The 17050-nt window shown below is 72.2% G+C and carries 16 protein-coding genes; 7 read left to right on the top strand and 9 right to left on the bottom strand.

Features of this window, described 5'->3' with window-relative positions; genetic code table 11:
* Positions 1-13: 13 nt before the first annotated feature.
* The gene (locus ABD907_RS16370) at positions 14-976 is read right to left on the bottom strand and encodes an ABC transporter ATP-binding protein (protein WP_345217471.1); all 963 of its coding nucleotides are present in this window, start codon (positions 974-976) and stop codon (positions 14-16) included.
* 196 nt (positions 977-1172) lie between these two features.
* Positions 1173-2318: a serine hydrolase domain-containing protein gene (locus ABD907_RS16365; protein ID WP_345217468.1), complete on the bottom strand. Its 1146-nt coding sequence runs from the start codon at positions 2316-2318 to the stop codon at positions 1173-1175.
* A gap of 80 nt (positions 2319-2398) precedes the next feature.
* Here ABD907_RS16365 and ABD907_RS16360 point away from each other — a divergent pair, with 80 nt between their 5' ends.
* The 5 genes from ABD907_RS16360 to ABD907_RS16340 all read left to right on the top strand — a co-directional run bounded on the left by ABD907_RS16360 (position 2399) and on the right by ABD907_RS16340 (position 7644).
* A complete protein-coding gene (locus tag ABD907_RS16360) occupies positions 2399-2938 on the top strand; it encodes a PadR family transcriptional regulator (protein ID WP_345217466.1) in 540 nt (179 codons plus the stop codon).
* Positions 2939-3027: 89 nt separating this feature from the next.
* Positions 3028-3468, top strand: coding sequence for an NUDIX hydrolase (locus tag ABD907_RS16355; protein WP_345217464.1), 441 nt, complete (start codon positions 3028-3030; stop codon positions 3466-3468).
* 84 nt (positions 3469-3552) lie between these two features.
* Complete coding sequence (locus ABD907_RS16350) at positions 3553-5181, top strand: LuxR C-terminal-related transcriptional regulator (RefSeq protein ID WP_345217462.1); 1629 nt, start codon at positions 3553-3555, stop codon at positions 5179-5181.
* 129 nt (positions 5182-5310) lie between these two features.
* The gene (locus tag ABD907_RS16345) at positions 5311-6414 is read left to right on the top strand and encodes a flavin-containing monooxygenase (protein ID WP_345217460.1); all 1104 of its coding nucleotides are present in this window, start codon (positions 5311-5313) and stop codon (positions 6412-6414) included.
* Positions 6415-6549: 135 nt separating this feature from the next.
* A complete protein-coding gene (locus ABD907_RS16340) occupies positions 6550-7644 on the top strand; it encodes a hypothetical protein (RefSeq protein ID WP_345217459.1) in 1095 nt (364 codons plus the stop codon).
* Here the strand turns inward: ABD907_RS16340 and ABD907_RS16335 are convergent.
* The 6 genes from ABD907_RS16335 to leuC form a co-directional block, all read right to left on the bottom strand.
* Entirely contained in the window at positions 7611-8270 is a 660-nt protein-coding gene (locus ABD907_RS16335) for a response regulator (protein ID WP_345217457.1), read from the bottom strand. The genes ABD907_RS16340 and ABD907_RS16335 overlap by 34 nt on opposite strands.
* Positions 8267-9583 carry a sensor histidine kinase gene (locus ABD907_RS16330; protein WP_345217455.1) on the bottom strand — a complete coding sequence of 439 codons (1317 nt, stop codon included), beginning with the start codon at positions 9581-9583 and terminating at the stop codon, positions 8267-8269. The genes ABD907_RS16335 and ABD907_RS16330 overlap by 4 nt, the downstream gene beginning before the upstream one ends.
* Positions 9580-10086, bottom strand: coding sequence for a mycothiol transferase (locus tag ABD907_RS16325; RefSeq protein ID WP_345217453.1), 507 nt, complete (start codon positions 10084-10086; stop codon positions 9580-9582). The genes ABD907_RS16330 and ABD907_RS16325 overlap by 4 nt, the downstream gene beginning before the upstream one ends.
* 108 nt (positions 10087-10194) lie before the next feature.
* Positions 10195-11520 carry a UDP-N-acetylglucosamine 1-carboxyvinyltransferase gene (gene murA, locus ABD907_RS16320; protein WP_345217452.1) on the bottom strand — a complete coding sequence of 442 codons (1326 nt, stop codon included), beginning with the start codon at positions 11518-11520 and terminating at the stop codon, positions 10195-10197.
* 181 nt (positions 11521-11701) lie between these two features.
* The gene (gene leuD, locus ABD907_RS16315) at positions 11702-12385 is read right to left on the bottom strand and encodes a 3-isopropylmalate dehydratase small subunit (RefSeq protein ID WP_345217448.1); all 684 of its coding nucleotides are present in this window, start codon (positions 12383-12385) and stop codon (positions 11702-11704) included.
* Positions 12386-12404: 19 nt separating this feature from the next.
* On the bottom strand, positions 12405-13832 hold the full coding sequence (gene leuC / locus ABD907_RS16310; protein ID WP_345217446.1) for a 3-isopropylmalate dehydratase large subunit: 1428 nt from the start codon (positions 13830-13832) through the stop codon (positions 12405-12407).
* A 108-nt stretch (positions 13833-13940) separates the two neighbouring features.
* Here leuC and ABD907_RS16305 point away from each other — a divergent pair, with 108 nt between their 5' ends.
* Complete coding sequence (locus tag ABD907_RS16305) at positions 13941-14663, top strand: IclR family transcriptional regulator (RefSeq protein ID WP_345217444.1); 723 nt, start codon at positions 13941-13943, stop codon at positions 14661-14663.
* A 15-nt stretch (positions 14664-14678) separates the two neighbouring features.
* Here ABD907_RS16305 and ABD907_RS16300 read toward each other — a convergent pair whose 3' ends face one another.
* The gene (locus ABD907_RS16300) at positions 14679-15656 is read right to left on the bottom strand and encodes a hydroxyacid dehydrogenase (RefSeq protein WP_345217442.1); all 978 of its coding nucleotides are present in this window, start codon (positions 15654-15656) and stop codon (positions 14679-14681) included.
* A 213-nt stretch (positions 15657-15869) separates the two neighbouring features.
* Here ABD907_RS16300 and ABD907_RS16295 point away from each other — a divergent pair, with 213 nt between their 5' ends.
* Positions 15870-17006, top strand: a complete 1137-nt coding sequence (locus ABD907_RS16295) for a substrate-binding domain-containing protein (RefSeq protein ID WP_345217440.1) — start codon at positions 15870-15872, stop codon at positions 17004-17006.
* Positions 17007-17050: the final 44 nt, after the last annotated feature.

Below are 17050 nucleotides of genomic sequence, written 5' to 3'. Positions count from 1 at the left end.
TGGTGCCAGCCGGTCAGGCGGCGGCCGCGGGGACGCTCTCGGCGTCGCGGCCCTCGGCGATGGCGAGGAACGCCCGCTCGAGCGACGCCGGGCTCGCCTCGAGGTTCTCCAGGGCGCTGCCTCTCTCCCGGGCGCGCAGCAGCAGTGCGGTGAGGGTGGCCTGGAGGTCGGTGGTTTCGAGGTCGACGGTGGTTGCCTCGGAGCGCGGGCGTCCGGTCAGTGCCGGCAGGGCCGAGAGGGCGACCGGGTCGGAGAGCTCGGGGTCCGTCGTGCGGTAGCGCACGCGGGCCGGCTCGGCGGCGACGACGTCCGCCACGGTGCCGGTGCGCACCACCTGACCCTCGTTCATGATCGCGAGTCGGTCGGCGAGCTCCTCGGCCTCCTGCAGGTAGTGGGTGGTCAGCACGACCGTGGTGCCCTCGCCGAGGAGCGTCCTGACCAGGTCCCAGGCGCTGCGCCGGGACTGCGGGTCCAGGCCGGTGGTCGGCTCGTCCAGGAACAGGATCTCCGGGCGCCCCATGATCGCCAGGGCCAGGTCCAGTCGGCGCCGTTCCCCGCCGGAGAGGGAAGAGACGCGCACACCCGAGCGGTGGCTCAGCCCCACCATCGCGAGGCACTGCTCGACCGGGCGCGGCTTGCCGAGGGTGCCGTGCCACATGCGGGCGGTCTCGGCCGTGGTCAGGTCGGCGGGGAAGCCCGCCTCCTGCAGCATGATGCCGGTGCGTGGACGGACCTCGAAACGCTCCCGGTACGGGTCCTTGCCGAACACCCGGACGGTGCCGCCGGTGGCCGGTGCGATGCCCTCGACGATCTCGAGGAGCGAGGTCTTGCCGGCACCGTTGGTGCCCAGGAGGGCGAACAGCTCGCCGCGGCGGATCGACAGGTCGACGCCGCGCACGGCCTCGAAGGTGTGCTGGCCGGTGCCGTAGGTGCGGCGCAGGCCCTGGACGCTGATGACGGGCTCTTCGGAGTTCATGTCTCAAGCCTCTACCCGGTTCGACACCGGCGGCAGTGCAGCCGGTCATCGGTCCGGGTGAGGGGTGCACCCCCCACCCATGACAGATGTCATCTCCGTCCGGCGAGGCGCTCCCGCGCCGAGACGTCGCTCCCGCGCCGAGGTGTCTTGGGCGGCGCGCCGGGTCGACACCTCGCGCGGGTGGATTGCCGCGACTTCAGGCCAGCCAGGCGTCCAGGCATCGAGCCATGAGCCGGAAGGGCGCGGCCTGCCCCTTGGTCTGGTCGACGGTTCCGGTCAGGTGGAGGTCCACCTCGGGGCAGTGGAAGAGCCACGTCCCGGTGACACCCGAGTGACCGACGAGCGTGAGGCGCCTCGGCGACCTGAGCCGGCGGTACGTGAAGAACATCGTGCCCAGCCCGTATCGCAGGACGGGGATGTTGCGCAGCCGGTTACATCGCTCGGTGAGCGCTTCCAGCGAGCGTTGCTCGCGAAGGAGCCGGCCGTCGAGGAGCCCTCGCTGGAAGGTGAGGAGGTCTGCGGTGGTGCTGAACAGGTCGTTGGAGGCCTCCATCATCGAGCCCAGGTCGGTACGGCGCCGCCGTGCGTAGATCGGTGAGGGCGCCGGCGTCGTCGGGTCCGGCGCAGCCCGCCCGGGCTGCCAGGTTCGTGTCAGGTCGAGCGGGGCGAGGATCCGGTCGGTGAGCAGGTCGGCGAACGAACGGCCGGTCACGACCTCCAGGATGCGGATGAGGAGCTGGAAGCCGGTGTCGGAGTAGCGGGCCTTCTGATGCGGCCTCGTGAGGTCCTGGGGCACGAAGTGCGGCCGCTGCTGCTCGCGTGTCATGCGGACCATGTCGTCGAAGGTCCAGCCCTCGTCGTGCCCGGCAGCGAGGTGCTCGTACCGGCTGGGGCCGCCGCGGCGCCTCTCGAAGTGGTCGGGCAGCCCGGAGGTATGGCCCGCGAGATGGCGCACCGTGATCGCCGACGTCCGGTCGACCCCGTGCAGCACATGGAGCCCGACAGTCGCGTCCGCGGGCAGGTGCCTGCCGATCGGCGCGTCCAGATCGAGCTCGCCGCGCTCGTGCGCCTGCAGCACCAACGTGATGACGAAGCGCTTGGTCACGCTCGCGATGAAGAACGGCGTGCCCGGGTGCAGCGTGCCTTCGTCGGTGCCGGTGCCGGTGCGGCAGGACGCGGCGGACCAGCGCCGTTCGCCGTTGCCGCTCACGAGGGCGACGTTGGCGTGATGCATGCCGCGCCGCGCGACGTGCCTCTCCAGCAGCCTCGTCAGACGTCCGTCGACATCAGCGGGTACGCGGTTGTCTGGGGAGGCGGTCGTGCTGGGTAGTGGCGACTCCATGTGGATGCTCCCGGTGCTCGATCACAGGTAGACATACCTACTAGACATATCTAGAAGAGTCAATGCCCTAGTGTCGTCCCATGGCGCACGTTGTCCTTGGGCTCCTCCTGATCGCCCAGCGGAGCCTCTACGACCTCATCAAGGGATTCGAGGGCGGCGTCGCGCTCTTCTACAGCGCCAGCTCCGGCAGCATCAAGAGAGCGCTGGACGTGCTGCTGGAGCGCGGGCACATCGAGGTGGCCAGCGTCGAGACCGGCGGCCGGGGCAAGAAGATCTACCGCGTCACCGCCGCCGGCCACCGTGAGTTCCGCGCCTGGATGACCGGCGAGCTGACCGGCACCGACCTGGAGACCGCGGCGCTGTCGCGGCTGTACTTCCTCGGTCTGCTGGAGCCCGCCGAACGCGAGCCGGTGCTTCGCCGCATCACGGCTCGCATGGAGTCGGACCTTTCCCGGCTCACGAGCCTTGATGAGCACCTCGACACCCTCGAGTTCCCCGAGGAGGTCCGGGGCGTGCTCGCCTACCAGCGGGCCACGCTCGACTACGGCATCGCTGCGCAACGTTTCGCACTCGACTGGTTCCGCCAGCACCTCGAGCGCCAGTCGCCACCAAGCGGCTGAGCCACCCGCGCTGAGCCGCTGAGCAGGCACGTCGTCCCGGCACGTCGCTCCTGCGCCGGGATGTCGCCCTGCCGCCGTAGCCTGTCGCGGTGACTACCCGCACCACGCTCCGCATCGCCGCCGCCTGCTTCCGTGACGGCGACGGCCGCGTCCTGACCGTGCGCAAGCGCGGGACCACGGCGTTCATGTTTCCGGGCGGCAAGCTGGAGCCGGGCGAGACGGCGGTCGAGGCCGCCCGCCGGGAAGTCCGCGAGGAGATCGGCGTCGAGCTCGCCGCCGAGGACCTGAAGCATCTGGGGTCGTGGACAGCGACGGCGGCGAACGAGCCCCAGACCGACGTCGTCGCCCAGGTCTTCACGACGACGGCCCGCATCGCACCGGTGGCCGCGGCCGAGATCGCCGAGCTGCGGTGGACGACCCCGGACGCGACGGACCCGACGGACCCGACGGACACGGCGCCGACCCTGGCGCCGCTGCTGCGCGAGCACGTGTTCCCGGCCCTGCGGCGCGTCAGCACTCCCACAGGCTGAACGAGACGCGAACCGCGTCCGGCACCCGATCCGCCGTCGCCCGGCCCGCTCCCCGACTATCGTCGGACGCGGAGAGGATGCCAGATGGGCGTGCTGGAGGATCTCGTCCGGGCCCGCGAGGCCTACGAGCGCCGGGAGTGGGTCTCGGCGTACCGCGCCCTGTCCGACCTCGACGACGAGGCCCTCTCGCCCGACGACTTCGTCGCGCTCGCCTCGTCGGCGTACCTGCTCGGACGGCGCAACGACAGCGTCCAGGCGTTACAGCGGGCGTTCCAGGCCTACCTCGACCGCGAGGACGTCCTCGGCGCCGTCCGGGCGGCGTACTGGCTGACGACCGCGCTCTGGTCCGGCGGCGAGACGGCCATCGGCAACGGCTGGCTGGCCCGCGCCACGCGCCTCCTCGACGGTGTCGAGAAGGACGTCGTCGAGCGCGGCTACCTGCTGGAGCTCGAGGCGTTCGGGCACGTCCTGCGCGGCGAACCGGGAGCCGCCCTCGAGCTTGCTCCCGGGGTCACCGAGTACGGCCGGCGTTTCGATGACCGAGACATACTCTCTCTCGGACTGATATTGGAGGGCCGCCTGGCGATCTACTCCGGACGAGTCCCGGAAGGCGTGCGGATCCTCGACGAGGCGATGGCCGTCGTCATGGCCGGCAGCCTGTCCGAGGTGACCGCCGGGCAGGTCTACTGCGCCGTCGTCGAGGCGTGCCAGGAGATCAGCGACTTCGGCCGTGCCGGCCAGTGGACGCACGCCCTGACCACCTGGTGCGACGACCAGCCCGGCCTCGTCGCCTACACCGGGCAGTGCGCGGTCCACCGCGGGCAGCTGATGCGGCTGCAGGGCGCCTACGCCGAGGCGCTGGAGGAGCTCCGCCGAGCCGTGGAGCGGTACGCCGCGACGGGAGGCGGCCCCGCCGTCGGGCTCGCGCAGCGGGAACGCGGCGACGTCCTGCGCCTCATGGGCCGCTACGACGACGCCGCGCACGCCTACGCGGAAGCGGCTGCCGCCGGCGACGAGGCACAACCGGGACGAGCGCTGCTCCGGCTGGCACGCGGCGGCACCGAGCCCGCCGCCGCGAGCGTCCGGCGTCTGCTCGACGAGGTCAGGGACCCGATCGGGCGTAGCCGGCTGCTGCCGGCCGCGGTGGAGATCCTGCTGGCGGACGCCGCGGTCGACGAGGCCGATGCCGCCGCGACCGAGCTGTGCGGTATCGCCGAGGCGTTCGGCAGCCCGGCCCTCCACGGCGCCGCCGGTTACGCAAGCGCCGCGGTGGCCCTGGAGAGGGGGGACGGCGGCGGTGCGCTGGCGGCCGGCCGACCCGCGCTGACCGCCTGGCAAGGGCTCACGGCACCGTACGAGGTGGCCCGGTCCCGTGTGCTGATCGGTCGCGCCCTGCGCCTGCTCGGCGACGAGGAGTCGGCGACGGCGGAGCTGACCCAGGCACGTGAGGCCTTCACCGCGCTGGGTGCCCGGCCGGCCGAGCGCGCCGTCGCAGGCCTGCTAGGGGAGCTCCGGCCCCCGGGCGGGCTCAGCCCGCGGGAGGCCGAGGTGCTGCGGCTCGTGGCGGCGGGCCGGACCAACCCGGAGATCGCCGCCGCCCTCGTGCTCTCGGAGAAGACGGTCGCACGGCACCTGTCGAACATCTTCACCAAGCTCGACGTCGGGTCGCGGACCGCGGCGGCGGCCTTCGCCTACGAGCACCGCTTGGTCTGAGCTTCGTCTGCAGCGACATGGGTGTTCTCACCCACTGCCCCCCGCCCGCAGATTGGGCATCGTGCCCGATGTGGCGTGCACCACGCCGCTCCTAGCGTCGAGGCCTCACCTCAGAGAAGGAGCGGAACCATGAACACCTATGTCGAGACCCTCGTGATCGGGGCCGGACAGGCCGGCCTCGCCACCGGCTACCACCTCCAGCGTCTCGGTCGTGATTTTCTCGTCGTCGACGGCAGTGAACGCGTCGGCGACGGGTGGCGGAGCCACTGGGACTCGCTCACGCTCTACTCCCCGGTCCGGTACGACGCCCTGCCGGGCATGCCGTTCCCGGGCGAGCCGTGGTCCTTCCCGGGCAAGGACGTGGTCGCGGATTACCTCGAGCAGTACGCGGTCGAGATGGATCTCCCGGTTCGGCTGCGAACCCGGGTCGAGAGCCTCCGTCGGCTCGACGACGGCACGTACACGGCCACGATCGGTGAGGAGACGATCGCGTGCGACAACGTCGTCGTCGCCACCGGATCGTTCGGCCGCGTGCCGGCCGTGCCCGACTTCGCCGGTGATCTCGATCCAGGGATCTTGCAGCTCCACTCGAGCCGTTACCTCCGCCCGAGCCAGCTCCAGGACGGCCCGGTGCTCGTCGTCGGTGCGTCGCACACGGGCTGTGACCTCGCGTACGAGCTTGCCGCCGATCGCCGCACCATCCTCGCCGGCCCGGACCGCGGGCAGCTCCCGCTCTCCTGGGACTCCCCGGCCCTCAGGATTGCGCTCCCGGTCATCGTCTTCGCGTGGAAGCACGTGCTGACCCGGCGCACCCCGATGGGCCGCAAGGAGCTGCCCAAGGTGCGCCACCACGGCGCCCCGATGCTGCGGGTCAAGCGCAAGCACCTCGCCGAGCGCGGGGTGGAGCGGATCACCGGGCGGGTGAGCGGTGTCTCGGGCGGGCTGCCCCGGCTCGACGACGGACGCGTCCTCGACGTCGCGAACGTCCTGTGGTGCACCGGTTACGAGCAGGACTTCGACTGGATCGAGCTGCCGATCATCGGCGCGGACGGCTGGCCGCGGGAGTACCGCGGAGTGGTGGCGGACGCCCCGGGACTGTTCTTCTGCGGGCTGTCCTACCAGTACGCGTTCTCCTCGATGGTGCTGCCCGGCGTCGGGCGCGACGCGGCGTACGTTGCTGCCGCGATCGCGGACCGTGCCGGCGCGCGTGCACCGGCGGCCACGCACCGGTGACCGAGATCCGCCAGGGTCATCCTCGAGGCGTACGTGATGTCGACTCGCGGGCGATGACCGGCAGCCCGGCCTCGCCGGACGCTGGACGCGATCCCGGCACCACGCCGGGCAGTCCGGAACCCAGGAGTGCCTGCCATGTCGTCATCAGCCGCCATGACCCGCCCCACCACCGAGCGCGTCGCGGTCCGCTCTCGATGGGTGGTCCTCGCCCGTGCCGTCGCTGCCGGCTGGTCCTTGGTCTACCTCGTCCTCGGTATCGGCTGGCTCGCCGGCGCACGCGGCAACCCGGCCGACCCGGCCGTCGACCAGGCGGCGGTGCTCAACCTGCTCGGCATGCTCGGCCCGACGGCGGGCGCCGCGACGCTCACGGTGCTGGCAGCCGCCGGCGTGGTGCTCACCGTGTTCATCTCTCGCCGGCACCGCTCAGCACGCACGGACAGGATCGTGGGGACGGTCGCCGTCGCGCTCGGTCTGGTGCTCGCCGTCGCCATCCCCGACTCCCGCGTCCTGCAGAGCCTCGGCTACGCGCCGATGGTCCTCGTTCTGGCCGTCACCGGGCAGCTGCCGGAGGGCGCCGAGGTCATGAACTGGGGAATGGCGAACCTGCTGATCCTGACCGCCGCCGGGGTGGCGTGGGCCGGCGTCGGAGCCGCCAGGCTGACGGCGGCCTACCGGAGCACCGGCCGACCGGGGTGGACGCGACCGGAGTCGGTGGCGCGGTGGGGTAACTGGGTGACGTGGATCGCCATGGCAGTGCCGCTCGGTTACGCCGTCACGCGGTACGCCTGGGCGCTCGGCATCCCGCTCGGCCTCACCCAGGAGACCTTCGAGGACGTCCGGCAGATCGCCGGCATCGGCGCGGTTCTGGCGACCGGCGGGGTCCTCGGCGCGTTCCTCACGTGGGGGCTCACCCGGCCGTGGGGCGCGGTCTTCCCCCGCTGGGCCCCCGGTGTCGGTGGTCGGCGGGTGCCGGTGGCGCTCGCCGTCGTACCCGCGGGCGCCGTGGCCGCCGCGGTGACGTCGGCCGGGTTGATGTTCGTCCGGGTGGCCATCGACGGTCGACTCGCCGACTTCTTCCCCGTCGGGATGGACGACGTCGCGGGCTGGCTGCCCGAGATGTTCTGGCCGCTGTGGGGCGTGGCGCTGGGCGCGGCGACGCTGGCGTACGTGCTGCGCCGCATCGACGAGGACACGGATCAGCGGCCCGGCCGCACCAGCCCGCTCTCGTAGGCGAGCACCACCGCCTGGACCCGGTCGCGCAGCCCGAGCTTGCCGAGCAGCCGACCGACGTGGGTCTTGACGGTCGCCTCGGAGAGGTAGAGCCGCTGGGCGATCTCCGCGTTCGAGGCGCCGGTGGCCACCTCGAGCAGGACTTCACGCTCCCGCTCGGTGAGCCGGGCGAACGGGTCCGGTCCGGCCCGTGGGCCGGGCAGGTCCTCCACGACCCGCTCCACGAGCCGCCGGGTGGTCGAGGGTGCCAGGACGGCGTCGCCGTCGCGCACGGCCCGGATCGCCGCGAGGACCTCGGCGGCCGGGGCGTCCTTCAGCAGGAAGCCGCCGGCACCCGCCTTGAGCGCGGCGTAGGCGTAGTCGTCGAGGTCGTAGGTGGTCAGCACGATGACCCGCGGCCCGTCGGGGTGGCGCTCGAGGATCCGGCGGGTGGCGCTCACGCCGTCCAGGCCCGGCATGCGCACGTCCATGAGGACCACGTCGCAGGGTGTGGTGGCGACGAGGTCGAGCGCGGCCGCACCGTCCGCGGCCTGCCCGATCACCCGCATGTCCTCCTGGGAGTCGACGACCATGGCGAGCCCGGTGCGGACCAGCTCCTGGTCGTCGACCAGACCCACTCGAATCATGAGTCGTCCTCCTGCTCGTTCCGCCGGCGTCGGTCGGCACCCGAGGGTATCGACGCGCGCACGACGAAACCTGGCTGTCCGTCGTCGGCCGGACCGGTGGCCAGGTTCCCGCCTTCGAGGGTGACCCGCTCGCGCATGCCGAGCAGCCCGTGCCCGGCGGCACCGGTCGACGAAACGTCTTCGGCCGCACCACCGAAGTCCCGGACGGCGACGTCGGCGCCGCCGCGGGCGTAGGCGATACGGACCTCGGCCCGCGCGCCGGTCCCGGCGTGCTTGACCACGTTCGTCAGCGACTCCTGCACCACGCGGTAGACCGCCAGCGACGCGGTCCGTGAGAGCCCCGCGGGTGTCCCGGCGATCTCGAGGTGGACGGGCAGGCCGGCCTCCTCGACCCCCGCCACCAGGACCGGCACGTCCTCGGCGCCACGCTGAGCCTCACCGTCGGCGCCGTCGCCGCGCAGCCGGCCGAGGACGGAGCGAGTGTCGTCGAGCGCCTCCCGACCGGTTCGGGCCACGGTGTCCAGGGTGCTCAGCGCGACGGCGGGCTCCCGCTCGCCGGCGAGCCGGCCGCCCTCGGCCTGGCGGACGATGACCGCGAGCGCGTGCGCCACGACGTCGTGCATCTCCCGGGCGATGCGGGTGCGTTCCTCGGCGGCGACCCGGGCGGCGTGCCGCTCCCGGTCGGCCTCGGCGCGCACCGCCCGGTCCTCGAGCTGCGCCAGGTACGCGACCCGGACGCTGCGGTACCGCCCGAGCGCCCATGCAGCCAGCACGAGGGCGGCCAGCACGCCGAGCACGGCGCTGCGGGCGACCAGCGTCGTCGGGTCGAAGCCGCCGAGACCGGGAGCCGGCCACACCGGGGAGAACCAGAGCCGGACCGCGGTGAGCACCGCCCCGGACAGCCCGAGGACCAGCCCGACGGTCGGCCAGGGGCGCGGCGCGTGCGCGGCGACGGAGTACAGCACCACCAGGAAGACCAGCGAGCTGGGCAGCAGGATGGCCGGGAACGGGCCGAACGAGCCGGTCTCGGACGAGACGGGCCCCAGCCCGGGGACGGCGACCAGCACCGCCATCGCCGCCGAGCACAGCGCGAGCCCCGCAGGGTGGCGCCGCAGCAGCACGCTGAGGTGGGCGACGACGAGCGCGGCCGTCGTGACCGGCCACCACGCGCCGTTCGTCCCCGGGGCGGTCGCCAGCGAGCTGGGCAGGAGGACGACGGCGAGGGCGCCCGCGAGGAGAACCTCGACCGGCCACTCCCGACGCACCGCTCCCGGTGGCGGACGCTCCCGGCCGCCGTGCTGGGCTTCGGTCACATCCGCTCGATCAGGCCGCGCACGTACGCGGCCTGGCCGAGGTGCTGCAGGTCGTCACCGACGATGCTGACGAGCCGCACGCCGAGAGTGACGGGCGGGTCCCAGGCGTCGTCGACGACGCGGTCGAGGTCCTCCTCGGCGAGGGTGGCGAGGAACTCGATCGAACGGTGGTGCACGTCGTCGAGATAGCCGAGCAGATCCTCCGCACCGACCCGGATCTGGGCGACCTGGGCGCTGGTCTGGCCGAACCCGGTCTCGGACGCGTCGAACGGCAGCCCCATGCGGGCCGCCCAGCCGTCCGCCGTCCACGCCTGCTCGGTGCCGGCGACGTCGGCCACCTGGGCGTCCTGGCCGCGGGCGAGGTGCCAGATCAGCCAGGCGATCGAGTTCGCCTCGGCGTCGGGCCGGTAGGTCAGTGCGCTCTCGTCGAGGCCGTCGAGGACACGGGCCGCCTCGTCCGGGACGCGGGAGTAGGACTCGATGAGGAGCTCTGCGACGTTCATGGCCACCAGTGTGGTCCGCCCGTCAACGGGGCGCACGTGACTTTTGGCGCCGGACGCTTCCGCGGAAGCGTCGGAGGCGGACCGGGCGTCCGATCGCGCCGGTCGAGCTCAGGCGATGGCCACCATCGACGCCCGCGCGTCGAGCGCCTCGAGCTTGCCGAGGAAGTTCTCGTAGCCCCGGTTGATGATGCTGATGCCGCGCACGCGTGACGTGCCCTCACCCGCGAGCGCCGCGATGAGGTGGGAGAAGCCGCCGCGCAGGTCCGGCACCTCGATGTCGGCGGCCTGCAGCGGCGTCGGGCCGGAGACGACGGCGGAGTGGAAGAAGTTGCGGCGCCCGAACCGGCAGGACAGCCCGCCCAGGCAGTCGCGGTAGATCTGGATCTTGGCGCCCATGCCCCGCAGCGGATCGGTGAAGCCGAACCTGTTCTCGTAGACCGTCTCGTGCACGATCGACAGACCGTTCGCCTGGGTGAGGGCGACGACGAGCGGCTGCTGCCAGTCCGTCATGAAGCCGGGGTGCACGTCGGTCTCGAGGACGATCGCGTCGAGGTTGCCGCCCGGGTGCCAGAACCGGATGCCGTCGTCGCGGATGTCGAAGGCGCCGCCGACCTTCCGGAAGGTGTTGAGGAACGTCATCATGTCGGGCTGGGAGGCGCCGCGCACGAAGATGTCGCCCCGGGTGGCCAGCGCGGCCGATGCCCAGGAGCCGGCCTCGATGCGGTCCGAGAGCGCGGTGTGCCGGAACCCCACGAGGTGGTCGACGCCCTCGATGCGGATGACGCGGTCCGTGTCGACGGAGATGAGCGCGCCCATCTTCTGCAGGACGGCGATGAGATCGGTGATCTCGGGCTCGATGGCGGCGTTGCGCAGCTCGGTCAGACCCTTGGCGCGCACGGCGGTGAGCAGGGTCTGCTCGGTCGCGCCGACGGAGGGGTACGGCAGCTCGATCACGGTGCCGCGCAGGCCGCGCGGGGCGGAGATCTGGATCCCCTGGCTGCCCTTGTCCACAACGGCACCGAAGCTGCGCAGGATGTCGAGGTGGTAGTCGATCGGCCGGTCGCCGATGCGGCAGCCGCCCAGGTCGGGGATGAAGGCCTCGCCCAGGCGGTGCAGCAGCGGTCCGCAGAAGAGGATCGGGATACGCGAGGACCCCGCGTAGGCGTCGATGTCGGCCACGTGCGCGGACTCGACCTCGCTCGGGTCGAGGTGCAGCACACCGGCCTCGGTGTCGTGGTCGACCGTCACCCCGTGCAGCCGCAGCAGATCGGCGACCACGTCGACGTCCCGGATGACCGGGACGTTCGACAGCCGCGACGGCGTCTGCCCCAGGAGGGAGGCGACCATCGCCTTGGAGACGAAGTTCTTGGCTCCTCGTACGGTGATCTCGCCGCTCAGCGGCGTGCCACCCTCGACCGTCAGCAGCCCGTCCATACACACCTCACCCGCCCGGCCGGTGCCGGGGCGTCTGGTCGCGGACCCGGCCGGGTCCGCGCCCGGCCAGGATACGGTCGCCGGCTCGGCAGCCTGGGCAGGTGCACGTGTCGCCTCGGACACGGCCGCCGCCGGCCACGCGTCCCGGCTGGTCAGGGACGACGACGAGTCGCCGCTGCGGTCAGCTCAGGGGTGCGTCCGCGTTCGCGGGCAGCCCTTCACCGTCGACCCCGACCGGACGGGCGGCCATGATGTTCACGGGCGCCAGATGCTTGGCCGGCAGGGTCTTCGGCCGCCAGCTCGACCGCGTGGCCTCGTACGCGGCGATATCGTCCGCGCTCTGCAGCGTCAGGCCGATGTCGTCGAAGCCCTCGATGAGACGCCAGCGGGTGTAGTCGTCGATGTCGAACGTGCAGTGCACGTCCCCCGCGACGACGGTGCGCTGCTCGAGGTCGACGGTCACCTCCGTGCCGGGGGACGTCTCCAGCACCTTCCACAGCATCTCGGCGTCCTCCTGGCTGATGGCTCCGGCCACGAGGCCCTGCTTGCCGGCGTTGCTGCGGAAGATGTCCGCGAACTTCGGCGAGAGCACCACCTTGAAGCCGTAGTCCTTCAGTGCCCACACGGCGTGCTCGCGGGAGGACCCGGTGCCGAAGTCGGAGCCGGCGACCAGGACGGAGCCGCCCGAGTACGCGGACTGGTTGAGGACGAAGTCCTCGTCGCCGCGCCAGGCGGCGAACAGCGCGTCCTCGAACCCGGTGCGGGTGACCCGCTTGAGGTAGACGGCCGGGATGATCTGGTCGGTGTCGACGTTGCTGCGGCGCAGCGGGACACCGACGCCGGTGTGCTGGGTGAACTTCTCCACGACGGTTCTCCTCGGCGCTTCAGGCGAGAGCCGGCTCGCGCGCCGGCTCCAGGTCGGACGGGGCGGACAGGGTGCCGCGCACCGCCGTCGCCGCGGCGACGAGCGGGGACACGAGGTGGGTGCGTCCACCCTTGCCCTGCCGGCCCTCGAAGTTGCGGTTCGACGTCGAGGCGGCCCGTTCCCCCGGCTTGAGCTGGTCGGGGTTCATGCCGAGGCACATGGAGCAGCCGGCGTTGCGCCACTCGGCGCCGAAGTCGAGGAAGATCCGGTCCAGGCCCTCGGCCTCGGCCTGGAGGCGGACGCGCGCCGAGCCGGGCACGACGAGGACGGTGACGTCGTCGTGCTTCTTCCGGCCCTCGATGATCTCGGCGACGGCGCGCAGGTCCTCGATCCGGCCGTTGGTGCACGACCCGATGAACACGGTGTCGACCGCGATCTCCCGCAGCGGGGTGCCGGGGGTGAGCGCCATGTACTCCAGGGCACGCTCGGCGGCCTTGCGGGCGGACTCGTCGGCGATGTCGACGGGGTCGGGCACGCGGCCCGAGAGCGGCAGGCCCTGACCGGGGTTGGTGCCCCAGGTGACGAACGGCTCGAGGTCGTTCGCGTCCAGGTGGACCTCGGTGTCGAAGACGGCGTCCTCGTCGCTGCGCAGGGTCTTCCAGTACTCGACGGCGGCGCCGAAGTCCGCACCCTCGGGCGCGTGCGGGCGGCCCTCGAGGTAGGCGAACGTGGTCTCGTCCGGGGCGATCATGCCCGCGCGCGCACCGGCCTCGATGGACATGTTGCAGATGGTCATCCGCGCCTCCATCGACAGGCTCCGGATGGCTTCGCCGCGATACTCCAGCACGTAGCCCTGGCCGCCGCCGGTTCCGATCTTGGCGATGACCGCCAGGATGATGTCCTTGGCGGTGGTGCCCTCCTTCAGGGCGCCGTCGACGTTGATCGCCATCGTCTTGAACGGCGTCACCGGCAGCGTCTGGGTGGCGAGCACGTGCTCGACCTCGGAGGTGCCGATGCCGAACGCGAGCGCACCGAAGGCGCCGTGGGTAGAGGTGTGGGAGTCGCCGCACACCACCGTCAGGCCCGGCATCGTCAGTCCGAGCTGCGGACCGACGACGTGGACGATGCCCTGGTCGGCGTCACCCAGGGAGTGGAGCCGGATGCCGAACTCCTCGGCGTTCGTGCGCAGGGTCTGGATCTGGGTCCGGCTGGTCGGGTCCGCGATGGGGCGGTCGATGTCCAGCGTGGGGGTGTTGTGGTCCTCGGTGGCGATCGTCAGGTCCGGGCGGCGAACCGTCCGCCCCGCCAGACGCAGCCCCTCGAAGGCCTGTGGGCTCGTGACCTCGTGCACCAGGTGCAGGTCGATGTACAGCAGGTCCGGAGCGCCGTCGCTGCCCTTGCGCACGACGTGCGCGTTCCAGACCTTCTCGGCCAGCGTTCCGCTCATCTGACTTACTCTCTCCTCGGCTCGGCCTCCGGGGCCGGCCTCCTGCTCGTCCGTACTCGCTCGTCTGTCTCGCTTGCATCTCATTGGCTGAGATGACAATATCGCCTCATGGACAACTCTAGCGGAGTCGGCGTCCTTGACAAGGCCGCGACAGTTCTCGGCGCTCTGGAAGCGGGGCCCGCCACCCTCGCCCAGCTCGTGAGCGCCACGCACCTTGCTCGCCCGACGGCGCACCGGCTCGCCGTGGCGCTGGAGCACCACCGCCTGGTGGCTCGGGACATGCAGGGCCGGTTCATCCTCGGCCCGCGGCTGGCGGAGCTGGCCTCGGCGGCCGGCGAGGACCGCCTGCTGAGCGCCGCCGGGCCCGTGCTGCAGGCGCTGCGCGACCACACGAACGAGAGCGCGCAGCTCTACCGCCGTCAGGGGGACCAGCGCATCTGCGTGGCCGCCTCCGAGCGCCAGGTGGGCCTGCGGGACTCCATCCCGGTGGGAGCGACGCTGACGATGGCGGCCGGCTCCGCCGCGCAGATCCTGCTGGCCTGGGAAGAGCCCGACCGCCTGCACCGCGGGCTGCACGGCGCGAGCTTCACCGCGACGATGCTCTCGGCGGTCCGCCGCCGCGGATGGGCGCAGTCCGTGGGCGAGCGTGAGCCCGGCGTCGCCTCGATCTCCGCGCCCGTGCGCGGGCCTTCCGGCCGGGTGCTGGCCGCGGTCTCGGTCTCGGGGCCGGTCGAGCGGATGGGACGTCAGCCGGGCCGGATGCACGGCGCCGCCGTGGTCGCCGCGGCCAACCGGCTCACCGAGTTCCTCAAGCGCACGGACGAGGGCTGAGTCCTCCCACTCCGGCTACGCCATGGTCGGCAGGTCGGCGAGCCTGACCTCGTGCCTGAGCGGAAGACCGCCGGCATAGCGTTCGGCCTCGTTCAGCACGCTGTCCCCGAGCCGTTGCAGCTCGTTGCCGAGCGAACCCGCAATGTGCGGCGTCAGGAATGCCCGGGGATGGTCGTAGAGCGGATGCCCGGCCGCGAGCGGTTCGGGCTCGGTCACGTCGAGGATTGCGTACAGCGGCCGCCGGTCGAGCTGCGCGAGCAGCGCGTCGTGGTCGACGAGCGAGCCACGCGCCGTGTTGATCAAGGTCGCCCCGTCGCGCATGGCGGCCAGCTCGGTCGCGCCGAACATGTGTCTCGTCGACGCCAGCGCGGGCGCGTGCAGCGAGACGATGTCGCAGCGGGCGGCGAGCTCGACCAGCGAGGTGACCCGCGCGCCCCACCTGGCCGCCTCCGCGTCCGAGAGGAACGGGTCGTAGACGGCGATGTCGACGTCGTACGGAGCCAGCATGTCCATGACCCGCCTGCCGGTGCGGGACGCGCCGACGATGCCGACGGTCCTGCCGTAGTTGCCCACGTCCTGGCGAAGCTGCCAGCCGTTGCTGCCCTGTTGGTGGCGCAGCTCCGCGGCCGCCTGGAGGACGCGCTTGCCGGCGAGGGTGATCATCGCGACCGTGTACTCCGCGACGGGCTGCGCGTTCGCCGCGGCAGCGCTCGACACGCGCACGCCTCGCTCCCACACGACCGGGTCCACCAGGCCCTTCACCGTCCCCGCGCTGTGGATCACCACTCGCAGGCCCGGCGCGGCCTCGAGGACGGACGCATCGATCCGGGGTGAGCCCCAGCCGGTGATGAGCAGCTCGGCGTCGGCCAGCGCAGCACGGGAAGCGGGGTCGTCCAGGTCCGTCACGACGTGCCCGTCGAGATCGGCGACACCGCCGAGTCGTTCCAGGGACGCCGGCCCGAACAGGGACTCGCGAAGCTGCGCGGGCCGCATGGCGAGAACCGCACGAGGCCTCGTCGACGATCCGCTACGTCCGGCTCTGGGCGGTGCTGCGGTGGCGGCATCGCTGCGCTGATCTGTCACGCGGTCATTGTGGGCCGGTGACGAAGCCCGAACGGTCAAAGCGGACACAAAACGACTTGTCCGATCAAATTTCGCTAGGCTGCACCGCGTCAGCGCCCGCCAACGAGGTCCGGGAGGGCCGTCATGCTGCCCCGCGCACGACATGAGTACCTGCTCCGCCAGCTCGAGCTGCACGGGAGCATCCGAGCCAGCGCTGTCGCCGACGACCTCGGCGTCTCCCAGGTCACGGTCCGCCGCGACATCTCGGAGCTCGACGCGAAGGGTCTGCTCGCGCAGGTCCACGGCGGCGCCCTCCCGGTGCGCAGCGCCACCAGCAAGCCGAGCGCCGCCCGGACCCTGATCGGCGTAGTGGTCCCGTCGGCGACCTTCTACTACCCCGAGGTGCTGGCCGGCATGGAGGCAGTCGCACCGCGACTACGCACGCGACTGGTGCTCGGGTTCTCGAACTACCGGCCGGACGTGGAACGGGCCCGGGTGGAACGGCTGCTCGCGCTCGGCGCCGAGGGGCTCGTACTCACGCCGACGATCGATCGTGACCAACCGGACGACCTGGCGGCATGGCTCGAGTCCATCCCCGTCCCGGTCGTGCTGATGGAACGCCGCGTCGACGACAGCCGGCTCGTGCGTGAGCTCGACAGCGTCCGCACCGACCACATGCACGGTGCCCTGCTCGCGGTCGACCATTTCGTCCGGCTCGGCCACCGACGCATCGCGTTGGCCATCTTCGACGGGACGCCCACGGCACGCTGGGTCCGTGCCGGCTACGAGGAGGCCGTCGACCACCTGGGACTCGAGCCGGGTCCGGTGGCGATCCTGCCGAACGGCACGGAGGACGAGGAGGACACGGCGGCCCTCGGCCGGGCGGTCGATGAGCTGATCGAGAGCTGCCTCGAGCGCCGGATCCACGCGGTCCTCGCCCACTCGGACTTTCACGCCACCCAGATCGTGGAGATCGCGCACCTGCGGGGCTTGCGCGTCCCCGAGGATCTGGCCGTCATCTCCTACGACGACGTGATCGCCGAGCACGCCGCCGTGCCGCTCACCGCGGTGACACCGCCCCGGCGCGAGCTGGGCCGCGAGTCGCTGCGGCTGATGGCCGGCCGGGTCGGCTCTCCCGACCAGCCCGGAGCCCCTCGCCACGTCCAGCTGCTGCCCCAGCTCACCGTCCGCGAGTCGTGCGGCGCAACGGAAGCAACCGCTGCGACTGCTGCTGACGGGAAGTCCGGGGCGTCCAGAAGCTCCAGAGCACCGAAGGCCTGAGCGCGCCTCCGCCGGCGGGCCTGCTGGCCAGACCTGTCGGCACG

This window comes from Georgenia halophila (genome assembly GCF_039541595.1).
This window is presented reverse-complemented; position numbering and strand designations above follow the sequence as displayed.